17 protein-coding genes are annotated in these 16645 nt (G+C 61.4%); 6 read left to right on the top strand and 11 right to left on the bottom strand.

Annotated features, from left to right (window positions below; all coding sequences use genetic code 11):
- Positions 1-21 precede the first annotated feature (21 nt).
- The 4 genes from Q0139_RS14350 to Q0139_RS14365 are packed head-to-tail and all read left to right on the top strand — an operon-like array spanning position 22 to position 3549.
- Positions 22-909: an SDR family NAD(P)-dependent oxidoreductase gene (locus Q0139_RS14350; RefSeq protein ID WP_298023534.1), complete on the top strand. Its 888-nt coding sequence runs from the start codon at positions 22-24 to the stop codon at positions 907-909.
- Positions 906-1334 (top strand): nuclear transport factor 2 family protein, encoded by a 429-nt coding sequence (locus Q0139_RS14355; RefSeq protein WP_298023538.1) that lies wholly within the window; start codon positions 906-908, stop codon positions 1332-1334. Before Q0139_RS14350 ends, Q0139_RS14355 begins: the two co-directional genes overlap by 4 nt.
- The gene (locus Q0139_RS14360) at positions 1289-2497 is read left to right on the top strand and encodes a sulfotransferase (RefSeq protein WP_298023541.1); all 1209 of its coding nucleotides are present in this window, start codon (positions 1289-1291) and stop codon (positions 2495-2497) included. Before Q0139_RS14355 ends, Q0139_RS14360 begins: the two co-directional genes overlap by 46 nt.
- Positions 2494-3549 (top strand): hypothetical protein, encoded by a 1056-nt coding sequence (locus Q0139_RS14365; RefSeq protein WP_298023544.1) that lies wholly within the window; start codon positions 2494-2496, stop codon positions 3547-3549. Before Q0139_RS14360 ends, Q0139_RS14365 begins: the two co-directional genes overlap by 4 nt.
- Positions 3550-3558: 9 nt before the next feature.
- Here the strand turns inward: Q0139_RS14365 and Q0139_RS14370 are convergent, their stop codons facing one another.
- The 4 genes from Q0139_RS14370 to Q0139_RS14385 form a co-directional block, all read right to left on the bottom strand.
- Positions 3559-4353 carry an enoyl-CoA hydratase/isomerase family protein gene (locus tag Q0139_RS14370; RefSeq protein ID WP_298023546.1) on the bottom strand — a complete coding sequence of 265 codons (795 nt, stop codon included), beginning with the start codon at positions 4351-4353 and terminating at the stop codon, positions 3559-3561.
- Positions 4346-5149, bottom strand: a complete 804-nt coding sequence (locus tag Q0139_RS14375) for an enoyl-CoA hydratase-related protein (RefSeq protein ID WP_298023549.1) — start codon at positions 5147-5149, stop codon at positions 4346-4348. Before Q0139_RS14375 ends, Q0139_RS14370 begins: the two co-directional genes overlap by 8 nt.
- Before the next feature lie 33 nt (positions 5150-5182).
- The gene (locus tag Q0139_RS14380; protein WP_298023552.1) at positions 5183-6487 is read right to left on the bottom strand and encodes a MaoC family dehydratase N-terminal domain-containing protein; all 1305 of its coding nucleotides are present in this window, start codon (positions 6485-6487) and stop codon (positions 5183-5185) included.
- Between the two features lie 186 nt (positions 6488-6673).
- Positions 6674-7489, bottom strand: coding sequence for a GntR family transcriptional regulator (locus Q0139_RS14385; protein ID WP_298023555.1), 816 nt, complete (start codon positions 7487-7489; stop codon positions 6674-6676).
- A gap of 104 nt (positions 7490-7593) precedes the next feature.
- On the opposite strand from Q0139_RS14385, the gene Q0139_RS14390 reads away from it, so the two are divergent.
- Positions 7594-8394, top strand: a complete 801-nt coding sequence (locus Q0139_RS14390) for an enoyl-CoA hydratase/isomerase family protein (protein WP_298023558.1) — start codon at positions 7594-7596, stop codon at positions 8392-8394.
- A 46-nt stretch (positions 8395-8440) separates the two neighbouring features.
- Here the strand turns inward: Q0139_RS14390 and Q0139_RS14395 are convergent, their stop codons facing one another.
- The 3 genes from Q0139_RS14395 to Q0139_RS14405 are packed head-to-tail and all read right to left on the bottom strand — an operon-like array spanning position 8441 to position 11249.
- Entirely contained in the window at positions 8441-9247 is an 807-nt protein-coding gene (locus Q0139_RS14395) for a glutathione S-transferase family protein (protein ID WP_298023561.1), read from the bottom strand.
- Between the two features lie 3 nt (positions 9248-9250).
- Positions 9251-10036, bottom strand: a complete 786-nt coding sequence (locus tag Q0139_RS14400; RefSeq protein WP_298023563.1) for an enoyl-CoA hydratase-related protein — start codon at positions 10034-10036, stop codon at positions 9251-9253.
- A 49-nt stretch (positions 10037-10085) separates the two neighbouring features.
- Positions 10086-11249, bottom strand: coding sequence for an acyl-CoA dehydrogenase family protein (locus Q0139_RS14405; protein ID WP_298023566.1), 1164 nt, complete (start codon positions 11247-11249; stop codon positions 10086-10088).
- A gap of 176 nt (positions 11250-11425) precedes the next feature.
- Here Q0139_RS14405 and Q0139_RS14410 point away from each other — a divergent pair, with 176 nt between their 5' ends.
- On the top strand, positions 11426-12967 hold the full coding sequence (locus Q0139_RS14410; RefSeq protein WP_298023570.1) for an acyl-CoA synthetase: 1542 nt from the start codon (positions 11426-11428) through the stop codon (positions 12965-12967).
- Positions 12968-12973: 6 nt separating this feature from the next.
- Here Q0139_RS14410 and Q0139_RS14415 read toward each other — a convergent pair whose 3' ends face one another.
- From Q0139_RS14415 to Q0139_RS14430, 4 genes are read right to left on the bottom strand one after another with little or no spacing between them, the layout of a single operon-like run.
- On the bottom strand, positions 12974-13840 hold the full coding sequence (locus tag Q0139_RS14415) for an acyl-CoA dehydrogenase family protein (RefSeq protein WP_298023573.1): 867 nt from the start codon (positions 13838-13840) through the stop codon (positions 12974-12976).
- Between the two features lie 4 nt (positions 13841-13844).
- Positions 13845-14996, bottom strand: a complete 1152-nt coding sequence (locus tag Q0139_RS14420; protein WP_298023576.1) for an acyl-CoA dehydrogenase family protein — start codon at positions 14994-14996, stop codon at positions 13845-13847.
- Positions 14996-15751: an enoyl-CoA hydratase/isomerase family protein gene (locus Q0139_RS14425; RefSeq protein ID WP_298023579.1), complete on the bottom strand. Its 756-nt coding sequence runs from the start codon at positions 15749-15751 to the stop codon at positions 14996-14998. Before Q0139_RS14425 ends, Q0139_RS14420 begins: the two co-directional genes overlap by 1 nt.
- Positions 15748-16644: an SDR family oxidoreductase gene (locus tag Q0139_RS14430; protein ID WP_298023582.1), complete on the bottom strand. Its 897-nt coding sequence runs from the start codon at positions 16642-16644 to the stop codon at positions 15748-15750. The genes Q0139_RS14425 and Q0139_RS14430 overlap by 4 nt, the downstream gene beginning before the upstream one ends.
- Position 16645: the final 1 nt, after the last annotated feature.

Here is a 16645-nt window from a genome sequence, read left to right on the forward strand (position 1 = left end):
GTTTCCCCTGGGAGAGGCGATATGACCATGGAATTGCAGGACCGGATCCGGCTCGACGGCCAGGTTGCGCTTGTCACCGGCGGAGGAGGCGGCATCGGCCGCGCCATCGCATTGCGGCTGGCCGAGGCGGGCGCAAATGTGGCCATCGCCGACATCGTGCCGGAACGCTGCGACGAAGTTGCCGAACGCGTTCGCGAAATGGGACGCGAAGCGCTTCCCCGGCCAACCGATGTCATGGATACCGATCAGGTGCGCGCCTTCGTCGCAGAGGCGGCCGAGACATTCGGCCGCATCGACATCCTGATCAACAATGCGGGCGGCGTCAGCGGGCGGCCTTTTCTCGATCAGAGCGAGGGCAGCTGGCGGCGCCATATCGATATCAATCTGCTCAGCATGCTCGCGGCGACTTCGGCGGCCATACCCGTCATGATTGCGGGCGCGGAAGGCGGATCGATCGTCAACGTCTCCAGCATCGAAGCCGTCCGCGCCGCACCGGGATTTGCCGTTTATGCCGCCTGCAAGGCCGGGGTGAACAGCTTTACGCGAACCATGGCCGTCGAACTTGCCGAGCACGACATCCGGGTTAATTGCATCGCGCCCGATCATACGGTGACGCCCGGCACACGCGGCAACCGCGCTGGCCCGGTCGACAAAGCGGCTTGGACGGAACTTGGCGCCGTTGCGCAGGATGCGATGGACCGTCTGATTCCGTTGGGCCGCGAAGGCATCGACGGCGAATGCGGCGATGCGGCGGTGTTCCTCTGCTCGGAACTCGCCAGCTATGTGACCGGCACGATCCTGCCGGTCGACGGCGGCACATGGGCGGCATCGGGATGGGTGCGCGATCCCGATGGCGATTGGACGCTGAACCAGGGTTTGAAATTCGTCCGCCGGGAGAGACGTGAATGAACTTAGGCCCGGAGGATATTGAAGCGATCCGCGCCCTGATCACGCGCTACAATATTGCCGCCGACCGGGGCCGGATTGCCGAACTTGCGGCCTGCTTTGCTAGGGACGGACAGCTCGACTTTCCGGGACGAAGCGGCAAGGGTCGCGACGGCATCGTCGAGGCCCTGACGTCGGGCGAACGCAACCCTGCTCTCACCCTCACCCGCCATCATCTGACAACGATGGAGCTTCTGCCAGGCGCCGATACCGATCACGCCGTCGGCCGCGTCTATTTCTTCGTGATCACCAATGCCGGGCTCGATCACAGCGGCGTCTATGTCGATCAATATATTCGGATCGCAGGTCAGTGGCTGATCGCCCACCGCGAGGCCCGCATCGATTGGCAGGCGGAAGCCAGTCTCAATCGGCCGATGGTGACGCGGTGACCGCGATGCCGCTCGGTGCCGAGGAACTGGTCGCCCGGGCGCAGGAGCACGCAAAGCTAGACGATTGGGGCGAGCCGCCATTCCGCGACGCGCTCGACATATTGTGCCGCTCCTTTGTTGCGGAGAGCGGAGCGACACCCGAGCAGACCGCCATCTTCAAAGCGCAATTGCTGGCCCTCCTCGTCAAGCGGCTGCGCTTCTATGCCGATCGTGCCACTCATCCGGAAATTGCCGCGCAACGAATCGAAACGCCGCTCTTTGTCATCGGCTTCCCGCGTTCGGGAACGACGATCCTCCATGCACTGCTTGCGTCGGACCCTCGCGCACGAAGTCCGCTATCCTGGGAGCTCGCCGAACCGTCGCCACCGCCACGGTCCGACACTTTCACGAGCGATCCTCGCATCGCCCGGCAGCAAGCGGCGATCGAAATGCTGCCCGCAACCTTCCGCGCGATGCACGCAATGGGTGCAACATTGCCAGACGAATGCAACGCGATCATGCAGCTTGCCTTCCGGTCGCTGAATTTCGCGGCATCGCGGCCCCTTCCCTCCTACCAGGGCTGGCTGCTCGAAACCGACATGGCACCGGCGTTCAGCGTCCATCGCCACATGCTGCAGCACCTGCAGGCCTTTGCACCGCGCGACAATTGGGTGCTGAAAGCGCCGCCGCACCTCTTCCACCTCGACGCGCTCTTCGCGGCCTATCGCGACGCGCGGATCGTCTTCACCCACCGTGATCCCGCGTCGATCATGGCGTCCAATGCGAGCTTGATCAGCTTCCTCCACGAGATGACGGGAAACGCGGTGGACAAGAAGAAACTGGGTTCCGACGAAACAGCCAAGTGGAAGCTCGGCATGGATCGCACCATGCGCTTTCGCGATGCCCATCCACAACTCGCCGATCGATTCGTCGATGTCCAATATGCCGATCTGATACGCGATCCCCTCGCTTTGGTCGAAGTGGTCTACGACCATTTCGGGTTCGCCACGGATGCCGATGCGATCTCGGCCATGAAAGGCTTCATCGCCGCCAACCGCCAGGGCAAGCACGGTGCACATCACTATACTGCCGAAGAATTCGGCTTGAGCCGCGCCGGACTGCACGAGAGCTTTGCCGACTATATCGAACGTTATTCCGTGGCGCTTGCTGGGGAGGCAGGATGACCGACCACTTTGCGATGGGCCTCGCGCCCGAACAGGACCATGCGCTCACCGAGGCGTTCCCCGACGATCCAAGCGTTGCCGAGACGATGAACCTCTGGGTCTATGATGCCGAGCGCGACATCGGTCTCAACATCCACCCCCGGATCGCGAATGGCACCATGGCGGCGGCCGCGACCCTGTTCCTCCCCGACGGCAAGATCCTCCGCAGCCGGCTCGATGAGCCGGCACGGTTCAATGACGGCGCGGCACCCCGCAGTTCCCGGGTCGCCTATCGTTGCGAGACACCCTTTCGACGCTGGCGTTATTCAATTGACGATCTCCCCGCCTTCGCCACGTCCGATACCGAGCAGGTTCAGGGCGTGGCCCCCGAAGAAACGCCTGGTGCATTGTTTTCCGTCGAGCTCGAGGCGGAGTGCGCGGCGCCGGCATGGCGTAACGGCACGCTGACGACCGAAGCCGGACAAGGCATGGAAGGGCCTGCGGGCCTGTGGATTGCAGGGCGTACGAGCAAGGGCATGCACCCCGACAGCTTCCGCTACGACCAACTTGTGCGCGCGTGCGGCGAGATTCGGGTCGACGGCCGGACATTGCCATTCGACGGCGTTGGTTTGCGCTGCCATGTCCGCGGCAGCCGGGATCTCAAAGGCATGGCGGGCACATGCTGGATGAGCGGCCTCTTCCCCAGCGGCAGGGGGTTCGGCGTCCTCGTCAATATCGGCGAAGACGGGCGCTACGCCTTTTCCGAAGCCTGTGTCACCGACGGAACGCGGCTCGAGCCCGCACGCGTCCTGCGATTCCCCCATTCGCACCGGGAAGCCGAGGAGGGGTCATACTGGCTGCAACTGGCGACCGACGCACATGGGATGGTCGATATCGAAGGCACGGATGTTCGCGCCTTTTACTGGTCGATGCCCGCATGGGACGCGCCAGCGGCGGGCATCGCGCCCGTCTATGCGCGCCATGCCGAAGCCGGGGTGCTGATGAAGCAGGCCATCGCCCGCTACGCATGGGATGGCGAGATCGGATACGGCCATGATGAACGGTCGGGCTGATTCTTCGCGTCAGCGGCCGCTATAGGAGGGCTTGCGCCGGTTTTTAACGGCGTCGAGGCCCTCGGCAAAATCCTCGCTGTCGATAAGGATCGCCTGGTTCGCGACATTGGCCGTCCATTCCGCTTCCATCGTCGTTTCAAGCCCGCGATGGAGCGCTTCCTTGATCGCGGCATAGCCGAGCGGAGCGATTTCGGCGCATTCGGCGGCGAATTCACGCCCGCGCTCGTCGAGCGTCTCGCCCGGCACGACCTCCGACACGAGCCCGATCCTGAGCGCTTCGTCCGCTTTCACTCGTCGCCCTCGCAGGCACATTTCCTTCGCCCGCGCCAGGCCGACGATGCGCGGCAGCAGGAACATCCCGCCGAGCGGCGGTAGAATCCCGAGATTGATCCAGCTCTCCTGGAACATCGCGTCTTCGGACGCGATGCGAAAGTCGCAGGCGAGCGCCAGTTCGCAGCCGACCGTGACGGCCGCCCCACTCACCAGCGCGATGGTCGGCTTGGGGCAACGATAGAGGCGGCGGGCGGCTCCCTGGAAATGGGTGTAGATGGTCGACTTAATCTGTGCCGGCGGCGTGCGGGTGAGTTCATCGAGAAAGGTGAAATCGGCACCGGCCGAAAAGTGCTTTCCCTCGCCCCGCAGGATGAGCGCGCGAACGCTATCGTCGGTCTCGAGGCTGTCGAGCGCACTGCACAATTCACGCAGCGTTTGCGGGCGCGAGGTATTGTTGGCGTCGGCCCGGTCGAAGCTGATCGTGCCGATGCCGTCTTCGATGGCGATCGCGATGTCTTCGAAATCAGCCATCGGACGATTCCCTGGCATCGCGCTCGGCTTTCCAGATCGCGGCGCTGGCCTGCGTCGAAAGCGTCATGTTCAGCGCTTCGTGGTCTAACGCGGCATCGAACGCGGCGCTCTCCGCGAAGTTGAGATTCTTCTTCATGTAGCGATATCCCATGCGCGGGCCGTCGGCGAGTTTGTGCGCCACTTTCAGCGTTTCCTCTCGCAGGTCCTCGTCGGAAAAGAGCTTGGTGTAGATGCCCTTCGCGAAGGCCTCTTCGGCCGTCAGCTTTTCCGACAACATGAAGATTTCGCGCGCAACCCCCGTGCCGAGGATTCGGCTCCAAAACCAGGTCGAGCCGAAATCGCCGCCTGCGCCGATGCGGTCGAACGCTGCGAGGAATGTCGCCGCCTTGCCAGCAAAACGAAGGTCGCAGGCCCCCGCGATACCGATGCCCGCGCCGGCGACGGGACCATTGACCATGGCGATCGTCGGCTTGGGCATCTGGTGGAGCAACCGCGGCGATTCCATATGGCGGCGGAGGCGGGTAAACCCCTGTTCCACCCGGCCGCCCTCTTCGCGGTTGGGCCCACCGCCGCGTTCCTTGCCGCCTTCCTTCAGGTCTCCGCCGGCACAAAATCCGCGACCGGCACCGGTTATCACGACGCAGCCAATACCGTCGTCGATCGCCACCGCTTCCAGCGTTTCGCGTAGTTCGGTCATGATCGAATTTTTGAGTGCGTTCAGGCTGTCCGGACGGTTGAGCGTGACGATTGCCACGCCGCCGTCGCGTTCCAGCAAGACTTCGCCGGTTTCTGCCATCGTTCGCTTCTCCTGTTGCCGGGCAAGGCTACCCTAGCGTTTAGAGAGTTCCCAGTGGCGCGCCATCATTTCAGCCGCTTCCTCGGCGAGTTCGCGGGGAACTTCGGGGTACATCGCGATCCCCTTCTTCTTCGGCAGGGCGATCGTGGCATTGGCCTTCACCGTCTCGGTGTCGCGCTGGTTGGTGAAGCGGACCTCGACATCGACGAGGTTCTGGCCACCTTCTTCGCGCTTGCCCGTAACCTCGCCGGTCACGAACTGGACATCGCCCATATAGTTGAACTTGCGGATTTCGTCATGGACATAGGTGATGACGCCATCGTCGCCGGCCCAGTCGTTGAGATAGTGCCAGAGATAATTTTCGCGCATGACGCCATAGTCATAGGCCATCGGATTGCCGATCGCCTGCGCCCATACCGGGTCCCAGTGTAGCCGCTGCGCCACATCCGGAACGCCATATTCGTTCTTGATGTAGAAGGCCGGGATACGCATCCGGTTCTTATAGGCAAGCCGCCCGACCGTGGGCGCGTAGGGCACAAATCCGTAACCGCCGGCGTGGAAGCAAATGACGTCGGTCACCGTCAACGGCCCCTTGGCCATTTTGCCCAGGCTGTCGCCCACCGTCACATCGTCGAAAAACCGGGGCTCGGCGCCGCGAACCTTCTCGTTCGCATACACCTCGTCGATCTCTGCAATGGCCGCATCGTCATATTCCGCCGGTTTCAGATCGGCATATTTGCCTTTCTTGGCTGCGGTCTTGCGCTCGGTCAGAACGCGCAGGATGCGATAGACCGCGACGACCTCGCCGCGCTGGTTGACCTTGACGTCCTTGCGAACGGTGATCACCGAACGCCCCGAGAATTCGGACTGCTTCACCTCGCAGGTCTCGTCGCCATTGTAACTGTAGATCGTGTCACCCGGGAAAACGGGACGATAGAAATTCCATTTCGAGCCCGAGACGAAGACATGCACGCCCTTGAACAGGCTCTTCTTCAGCGCGCGGATTTCATCGGGGGTCGGGTCGCCCTTCATTGGTGAATTGATCACACCGGTCATCATGCCGGGTGCAATGACGGAACCCCATCGCGTGCCCCGCGCATATTCCGGGTCGCAGAAGAGCGGATTGTCGTCGCCGCAACCATGGGCGAAATTGCGGATGTTGTCGGTCGTTGCCGTCTGGATATATTCGCGCGTCTTGGCCGGCTGATAATAGCCGAGAAGCTTGTTCTGCCGTTCGATATCTTCGTCGGTGATCGAATATTCGACCGCCTTTTGCCATTCTTCGCTTTCGCGAACGTCCTTCTTTTCGGCCGTGGCCGTCCCGCTGTCATCTGCCATCGCGTGCTCTCCTCGATTCGACCGGCTCGCGGCCTGTCTTCATATCTAACTAGGTAACCTATCTCGGAAAGCGATGCAACGCTGGTTGCGACGTGCATCGACCATGTCGCGTCCATCGAAACGAGAAGGAGAAGAGTGCTGTCTGCCGCCAAAAAGCTGGCGTAAAACCGCGAGTGGTCGCCTAAGTCAGTCGCTGACCGAAAGCGCGTCCCGCAGCGGCATATCGATTGCCCAGACCTTGTTGGCATTGATGAGGTGCAACCGCCAATGCTGCTCCGCAGCGTCCGCTTCGCCGGCTTCGATAAGGTCGATCAGCTTTTCGAACGAACGGTTGCCGGCCCGGGAACTCTTTTTTTGTTCGACAGGGTCGCGCGGGCGAAGAGAAAGATTACGAACCTGAAATTGCGCGGCCACGTCCTGAAGAACGCGCGTGAAGAGATGCAGGGTTTCGTTGCCGCCGACTTCCACCAAAACGCGGTGAAACTCGGCGATGCCCACCATGAATTCGGCATATCTTTCCGCCTCCGCCATTTCGGCCAGCCGCTGTGCCTCTTCGCGCAAGCGTTTGACGGCAGTCTTGCTCGATTTATTGGCAAGATCGCGGACGACATGCGGTTCGATGGCCAGGCGAGCCTCGTACAGGTCCGCTACCGTAACCCCTGAGCTCTGGAGGACGAAGCTCGCGTATCGCGATACGCTTTCCACGCGTGGCTCGTGCACGCGTGCGCCGGTCCGCGATCCCCTGACGACGTTGATCAGGCGTTCGGCCTCGAGAATGCGAAACGCTTCGCGCAGTGTCGGCCGCGAAATTGAAAACGTTTCCATCAACTGAGCTTCGGGCGGAAGGGAGTCGCCTTCCTTCAGCCTCCCCGCGATAATATCGTGACGGATCTTGTCGGCGATGATTTCCGCGGTCTTCGGCACGCGCAACGGCTTTTCATTGGGGCGCGGCGCCAGCCGACTGCGCTTCGAGGAGGGATTTCCAGCGTTTGCTTCAGCCATTGTCTTTATGGATTCCGTCCAGTCTGTGTGCACCAGGGTGCGCGTTGTTGCCTAACCTACACAGCGGATATATCACCTAGTTAGCTATGTTGGGAGAGAAAGATATGACCGGCTATGAAACCATCCTATTTGAAAAGTCCGATCATGTCGCAACAATAACGATCAATCGCCCCGAAGCAATGAACAGCTTCACGCGAAAAATGATGGACGAATTCGTCGATGCCTGGTCGACAATCCGATTCGACGACGACATCCATTGCGTGGTTCTCAAGGCGGCGCCGGGCCGTGCCTTCTGCACCGGTGTCGACGTGAAGGCTTCGCGCGAACCGGGCGGCGAAGTCGTAATCGACGATGTCTGGAACGCCGAGGACCCCGGCAACAAACTTGGACCCAAGGCCAATGACTGCTGGAAACCAATCGTGTGCGCGGTCCACGGCATGGCCGCAGGAGGGGCGTTTTACTGGCTCAACGAATGCGACATCATCATATGTTCGGAAGATGCAACCTTCTTCGACCCGCATGTCACATATGGAATGACAAGCGCGCTGGAACCGATCGGCGCAACGTATAAGATGCCGCTCGGCGATGTGCTTCGCATGGTGTTGCTGGGCAATGACGAGCGGATTTCGGCGGAAACGGCCAAACGCATCGGCCTGGTCAGCGAGGTGCTGCCGCTCGATCAGCTCTATGATCGCGCTCAGGAACTGGCCGGGATGATCGCCGCCAAGCCGACAGCGGCGACGCAGGGCTCGTTGAAAGCGATCTGGCAATCGCTCGATATGCCGCGAAGCGTGGCGCTTGCGACGGGGCTGAAATATTGCCAGCTCGGGAACCCCGTCGGCACTGCGCAGGTAGACCGCGCGGCGTTGATGGCGGACAAGGCGAAGAATTTCGAGACTCGTTGAACGACACCCGGTTTAAATGTCGATCCATTTAGTATGCCGCGTCCGGTCAGGAATTCTCGACAGGAATGCCGAGCTCCGCCAAGGCCTGCATGCCTGCCTGCGTAGCGGCTGCAAAATTCTCGGCGGTGTTCGGAACCGCCAGAATGTCTCCAAGGGCAACGTTGTACTGGTGGATCGTATCATGATAGGGAAGCTCAGCCATGATTTCGAACCAGCGGTTAATCTTCTCGAAGCCTTCGAAATCGAAAAGTCCCGCCCAGCGCAACTGAGCGAGTTCGGAATAGCACGCGATGTCCGCGATCGTCGGTCGATTGCCGACAAGGAAAACGTCGCCATCGCTAAAATAGCTTTTCTCTATGACTCGCGAGATCAACGCCGCTGTCCTGCGGCCGTTGGTCAGCATTTCAGGATCGGCCAGCGCCGCTAGCAGCATGGTGCGTTGCATGGGGTCCATCACAGAGTCATTGGCTTCGTCGCGGGCCATTTTGGTTTCCAAGCCCTCGCGAAATGCAACGGTGACGTGCGGAGCCATCAATTTCATCGTCGCGCTCCGGCTCAGCGAATGGTGCATGTGCAGATATTGATGGACCCGGGCTCTGGCCTCGACCGTCTTTGGCAGCATATCGTCGCCACCGTACTTCTCGCACAGATAGATCATGATCGCCGCCATCTCGAAAAGAGCGAATTCGCCGTCCTCGAGCACGGGAACTTGTTTGCGTGGATTGAGAGACTCAAGTGGTGCGGTGTTCAGGTAATCAGGAGGAACGATCCGGAATGGGATAGCTTTGAGCAGGCACGTCCAGAACACTGCGCGCGATGGCTGGCTTGCCGGTCCCCCGTGTACGATTATCATCCTTCACCTCTTCCTGGATCTATCGAAAAAAGCCTTGATGGCATTGCGGACTTCCGGCGATCTGAGGCGATCGGCTAAGTCCCCGGCTTCCCGGCTCAGAGCTTCGTCGAAACTCATTGCGAAAGAGGAATTCAAGCTGCGCTTCATCGCGCCTATCGACGCCGTCGAGCGCTCCGCGAGCCGATTCGCCCAGCGGCCCACTGTTTCGTCGAAATTATCAACGGGAACCACAATGTTGACGAGACCTATCGCCTGCGCCTGCTCGGCGTCGACCCAATCGCCGTAAAAGGCGAGTTCTTTCGCCTTTTGGAGCCCGACAAGGCGCGGAAGCAGCCATGTGCCCCCCGAATCCATAGTCAATCCGTGCTGAATGAAAATTTCGCAGAAACGCGCTCTTTCACTCGCAATAACCAGATCGCAGCCGAAAGCGATATTGGCGCCAGCTCCAGCAGCGATCCCGTCAACCGCCGCGATGACGGGTTTTGGGCAATGATGAATAGCCGAGCAGAGCGCAGTAACGGTCTTTTCCGTACGATCGATGAGCGTGTCGCGAGGTGGCGGCTCACCCGCCCCCGCCTGCGCCCCGGAAATATCGCCGCCAGCACAGAAAACCCCGTCACTGCCTGCCAAGACCAGCACATGATCATCCGGGTTCTCACCAAACTCGGTTAGCAGCCGGGCAAGCGTTTCCCACATGGGTAGCGTCAGCGCATTCTTCGAATGCAGTCGATCGATCGTCACATGCAAGACGCGATCGCGTCTCTCTACAAGTATCTCGGGGCTGCCCATACCACAACCTCCTATCTTCCTTATCGCAGACGGAAATCTTGAGGCAACATTACATTCCGCGCGCGATCAGCATCTTCATGATCTCGTTGGAGCCGCCGAAGATGCGGGTAATGCGGCTGTCGCGGAACATCTTCGCGATCGGATACTCGTTGATATAGCCCCAGCCCCCATGGAACTGCAGGCATTTGTCGACGACCTCGCCCTGGAGTTCGGTGCACCAATATTTCGCTGCCGCAGCGGTGTTGGGATCAAGCTCTCCCTTCAGGTGACGCGCGATGCAATCGTTGACGAACACCTTGGCCGCCATGCTCTTGGCTTTCAGGTCGGCGAGAACGAACTGGGTGTTCTGGAAATCCCAGACGGTCTTGCCGAACGCCTTGCGCTGTTTGACGTATTCGATCGTCGTGGCGAGCGCGCGTTCGATCGTGCCGACGGCCCCCATCGCGATCAACAGGCGCTCCTGCCCGAGCTCGCCCATCAGCTGATAGAAGCCCCGCCCCTCTTCGCCGCCGAGAACGTTCTCCGCAGGCACGAAGACATCGTCGAAAAAAAGCTCCGACGTGTCCGAACTGTCGAGGCCGATCTTGTCGAGCTTCTTGCCGCGCTGGAAACCGTCAGCGCCTTCGGTCTCGAGGCAGATGAGCGAGATGCCCTTGGCGCCTTCCTTCGGATCGGTCTTGGCGACGACGATGATGAAATCGGCGACCTGCCCGTTCGAGATGAATGTTTTCGATCCGTTGAGGCGATAGCCGTTTCCATCCTTGAGCGCCGTCGTCGACACCGACTGGAGATCACTGCCTGCCCCCGGCTCGCTCATCGCGATCGCGGTGACCAGTTCGCCCGACACCATCTTGGACAGCCACTTCTTCTTCTGCTCCTCGGTCCCGTGCCGCACGATATAGGGAACGCAGATGACGTTATGGAGCGATGCATTGAACCCCGTCGCGCCGTGCGCTCCAGTCTGGTTGACCACCACCATATCGTGCCGGAAGTCGCCGCCATGCCCGCCATATTCTTCGGGCACCGACACGCCGAGCAGCCCCGCCTGGCCGGCCTCGTTCCAGAATTCGCGCTCGCACTGTCCGTCCTCTTCCCATTGCTTGATGCGCTTCTCCGGCGCGTGCTGATCGAAGAATTTGCCCACTGCATCGTTGAAGATCGCAATCTCCTCGTCTTGCATGAATTCGGGATCGGGTATGCCGAGAGCGTTCATCGGAAGCTTCCTTTGCGTTGCCTTGTGGTGCCAGACCAACAGGCCGGGGGCTTTGCCTTCATATATTACTCAGTTATCTATGTCGAAATGGCGGCCCAGCGCAACCGTGGTCATCTGGGCTCGGAAGACTCTAAATATGCCACAGAGAAACTGCGATCGGCGAAGAGGATTGGCGCATGCATCCGAGAAATCACCTAGACCGCCACCGCGATGATCCTGCGGTCGTCATGGCGGGGAGCAACGAGACGCTGACCTATGGCGAACTCGAAACCCGCGCCAATCGCGGTGCTCATCTGTTGCGGTCCTGCGGCTTGAAGCGCGGTGACGTTATCGCGCTCATGATCGAGAACCGGCCGGAATTCTTCATCGTATATTGGGCGGCGCAGCGCTGCGGGCTTTTCATCACGCCGATCTCCACCCGCCTGACGCCCGGCGAGGCCGCCTATATCGTTAACGACAGCGGCGCCCGGGTTGCGATTCTGTCGGCAGGTGTCGGCACAGCCGCATCCGATCTCGTCGCCCGGCGCGAGGAATTGGTGCCCGGCGTTCACGCAATATTCGGGCTGTCCGGTCTCGCCGGCGCCGATGATTGGGACGAACGCTGCGCCGCCGAGCCCGACACACCGATCGGCGATGAAAGCCCGGGTTTTCACATGGTCTATTCCTCGGGCACGACGGGCAAGCCCAAAGGTGTCAGAATCGCGCTGCCCGAAGGGGCGGTTGACGCCGAGCCACCCTTCGCCCCCGTCGTCGCGAAAACCTATGGCGTCGACCAAGACACCGTCTACCTGTCGCCCGCGCCGCTCTACCACACCGCCCCGCTCATGTATTCGACCACGGTCCAGCGTATGGGCGGAACGGTGATTGTCATGGAGAAATTCGATGCCGAGGGTTTCCTGGCGGCCGTCGAGAAATTCGGCGTCACTTTTTCCCAGCTCGTTCCGACGATGTTCATCCGGATGCTGAAGCTGCCGGAAGAGGTCCGGGCGCGCTACGATTTGTCCTCTTTGCGGCATATCGTCCACGCGGCGGCGCCCTGCCCCGTCCCGGTAAAGCGGCAGATGCTCGAATGGCTGGGTCCGATCATCTACGAATATTATGGCGGCAGCGAAGGCGGTGGATCGACTTTCATCACGCCGGAGGAATGGCTGGCGCATCCGGGATCGGTCGGGCGCACACGGACCGGACAGATTCATATCTGCGACAATGAAGGCAACGAGCTGCCGACGGGGGAAATCGGAACGATCTATTTCAGCGGCGGCAACCGGTTCGAATATCTGAACGATCCCGACAAGACCAAGGGCGCACGTCATGCCGATCATGAAGGCTGGTCGACGATCGGCGATATCGGACGCGTCGACAAGGACGGCTATCTCTACCTCACGGACCGCAAGAGCTTCATGATCATTTCGGGCGGGGTGAATATCTATCCGCAGGAGATCGAGGACACGCTGACCCTCCATCCCAAAGTCGCGGACGTCGCCGTATTCGGTATCCCGAACGAGGATTTCGGGGAAGAGGTGAAGGCCGTCGTGCAGCCGGAGCATTGGCCGGATGCCGGTCATAAGCTGGCCGAGGAGCTTGATGCTTATTGCCGCGAGCACCTGTCCGCGATCAAATGCCCGCGCAGCATCGATTTCCGGAAATCGCTGCCGCGCCATGATACCGGCAAGCTCTACAAGCAGAAACTTCGCGACGATTATCTCGCCAAAGCCTGATCGGCGCTAGAGCAGGTCGGCGGTTTCGACGGGCGCGACGAACTGCAGCAAGTGCGCGCGCTTCAGCGGCAGATGCGGTTGGGCTTCGTCGGTCATGCCGATGCCGCCATGGACCTGGATATTGGCCCGGCCGTTTTCGAGTGCGGCCTGATCGGCAAGTCGCTTCGCCGCCGCGACATAGAAGGCCGTGTCTGCGTCGCCCGCGTCGAGCGCACAAGCGGCATAGTAGAGCTGAGAACGGGCAACTTGCGAGCGGACGGCCATATCGGCGCAAATGTGCTTGATCGCCTGGAAGCTGCCGATCGGTTTGCCGAACTGTTCGCGAACCTTGGCATATTCGGTCGCCATATCGCCCGCCGCCTCCGCACAGCCTACGCCATAGGCAGCGGCGAGCAGCCGGAAATGCAAGGCGGCCAAAGGCTCGTCGATCAGTGAGGGCGACGGCATCTCATCGAGCCGCACTTGCAGCGTGGAGAGGTCGAGGCCGTGCGTCGCGCTTTCCGCCGCAAATTCTATCAGGCCCGCCTTGCCGTCGAACAGGCCGAGCGCGCTGGTCGTGCCTACGGTATCGAGGACATGGCCACGCAGAGCGACCGCCACCTTGTCCAACAAGCCGGTCCAGCGCGCCGCCACCGCCGTCGACAACGCGGCAACCGGCGCGAGGAAACGGCCGAGTTCGGCGAAGATCAGCGCCTCGGTCGCATGGTCGAGCCCCATCTCGGGCCTCGTCATTTCGAGCCAGCCCATCTCCTTCATGCCGGACCAGAGCGTCGGTGCGCGGTTGCGCGCTTCGGCGAGCGGCATGTTGCCCTCGAGCCATGCAATCGTGGCGAAGCGCAGCGCCTCCTGTTCGTCGTTGGGAGTAAGGTCCATCGGCCTATCTCGACCGCGGCAGGCCGAGCATGCGCTCGCCGATGATGTTGCGCTGGATCTGCGACGATCCGCCGGCGATCGTCGAAGCGAAGCCGCGCAGATAATCCTGCACCTGGTCGTCATCACCATAACGGAAATCGAGCATTTCTTCGCCCATCAGGCGCACCCCCATCGTCTCGATCCGCCGGCCGAGCTCGGACGTGAACACGCGGATGACCGAAGCTTCGGGGCCGGGCTGGCCACGTTTTTCGACCTCGGAGATATTGCGATAGGTCATCGCCCTCGCCGCCGCGACCTCGGCGCGCAGCTGCGCCAGTTCCTCGGCGATACGGTTGTCCCCGATCATCCCATTGCCGGTCGCCGTCTCGATCAAATCCTCGACCTCTTGCGCCTGCTTCACCTGGTCGGCGATAAAGCCGGTGCCGCGCTCAAAGCTCAGCGTCGACATCGCCACCGTCCAGCCATTGCCGAGCCCGCCGACGACATTTTCGATCGGAATGCGGACATCGTCGTAGAAGACCTCGCAGAATTCGGTCATCCCGCTCATCTTGCGGATCGGCCGGACGGTGATACCCGGGGCGTGCATGTCGCAAATGACCCAGCTCAGCCCACTGTGCCGTTCCGACCCTTCCTCCGTCCGCAGAACGAGTTCCTGATAGTCGGCGACATGGGCGAAGCTCGTCCAGATCTTCGATCCGTTGACGACCAACTCGTTGCCCTCGACACGGCCGCGCGTTTTGATGCCAGCGAGGTCCGATCCCGCGCCCGGTTCGGAAAAGCCTTGGCACCAGATCGCTTCGGCCTTCAGGATCCGGGGCAGGTGAAAGGCCTTCTGTTCGTCCGTCGCATTGGCGATCAGCGTCGGCCCGCCATGATTGACGCCGACGAAGTTGGCGCCGATCCACGGCGCCTTCGCCTTCGCATATTCTTCGAGCCATATGACCTGCTGGACGATCGAAAATCCCCGTCCGCCATATTCAGCCGGCCAGTTGATCCCGGCCCAACCCGCATCGAACAGGCGGCGCTGCCACGCCTTGTCGAATTCCAGCGCGTCGGCGGCGTCGAGCGGCCGGCGCTCGTCCGGCACATTGCTGTGCAGCCAGTCGCGGCATTCCTCGCGAAAGCGCTGCTCCTCGGCCGAAAACCCGATATCCATCAGGCGCCCTTCCCGCGACCACCGATCGGCTCGCCCTTTTTCCGCATCGCCGGATCGAAGCCCGCATTGCGCATCAACTCGTGATTGAGCCCGTCGGGAAGCGGCAGACCGTCAGTCTCATAGACCAGCCGTTTGTTCTCAGCGTTGCTGTGCCAGGAATTGGCGAGAATCGTTCGGCACAGATCGTCCACCTTCGCGTCGAGCTCGTCATCGGACACGCAATAATTGGCCAAACACATCGCCGCGGCTTCGTCGCCGGTATAGGGACGGCAGGTCAGCATCATTTCGAGCGCCTTCGCCTGCCCAACCCTTCGCGGCAGCCGCTGGCTCAGACCCCAGCCGGGGACCAGCCCCCATTTGCCATGCGTGTCCGCAAAACGGGCGCTTTGCGCGGCGACGATGAAATCGGCGGACAGCGCGAATTCGAGCCCGCCGGTGTAGCAACTGCCCTGGACCGCCGCGATCACTGGCTGGCGCAATTTGGTCAGCCGTTCGAGGATCAGCATCTCCTGCCGCAGCCAGCCGAAGGAATCCGCGTGCGGCTTGCTCTTCAGGTCGTGCCCGGCACAAAAATGGTCGCCCGCCCCCTTCAGGACGACGATACCTATGTCATCGCCCTGTTGTTCGATATCTTCGACATGGGCGCGGAAGGCGCGGAACAGGTCGCGGTTGACGGCATTACGGCTTTCCGGTCGGTTCAACGTCAACGTACAGACGCCGTTGTCGTCAACACGCAGAACCAGCGTCTCAGTCATTTTCGGTCACCCCGTGCTTTCTTGACCGCCGCCTTGCTTGCATCGGTGCCAAACTGTTCCCGAATCGGCACAAACTCCGGCATGACGAGCGAACGCCGCAGCCAGTTAGCGGCGTCGACGACAAGCGTGTGGCCGGTAATATACGCAGCATAGGGCGAACACAGATAGGTCGCGGCCCAGCCCAGTTCGCGCACCAGCCCAACACGGCCGCCCGGAATTGTATCGTCGGCGCTCTCGTCCTCGCGATGCTTGGTCATGTGCGCCGGCAGATCGTGATGCGGAAAGCGGCCCGGCGCGATGCAATTGACGCGAATGTCGTCTCCCGCCCATTCGACCGCGAGCGACTGGGTAAGGTTCGTGACGCCCGCCTTGGCCGCGGCCGAATGCGATGTCCCGGGTCCGCCGGTCCAGGCATAGGTCGCGCCGATATTGAGGATCGCGCCCCCTTCGCCGGCCGCCAGACGTCTCGCGCCGAATTCGTGGCTGCAATTGAATGTTCCGTTGAGGACGATATCGACAACCGTCCGCCACGCATTGGGCGACATCTGTTCGGCCGGCACCGGAAAGTTTCCGGCCGCATTGTTGATCAGTACCGAAACCGGGCCGAGCGCCTGTTCGATCTCGTCGAACACGGCGGTAACCCTGTCAGCGTCGCGGATATCGCAGGCGAATGCTTCGGCTTCGCCACCGATTCCACGGATTGCTGAGACGCCTGCCTCCAGATGTTCGGGCTTGCGGCTCACGATCGCGAGCTTCGCGCCTAGCCGGGCGAATTCTTTCGCCATGCCCTTGCCGAGCCCCGTTCCACCCCCGGTAACCATCACCGTCTGCCCGGCAAAGGTGCCTGCTGGCAACATGGCCGTGCCGTCAGGCGGGGGCAACCGCAACGCCATC

The sequence above is a fragment of the uncultured Parasphingopyxis sp. genome (assembly GCF_937129435.1).
Classification (GTDB): domain Bacteria; phylum Pseudomonadota; class Alphaproteobacteria; order Sphingomonadales; family Sphingomonadaceae; genus Parasphingopyxis.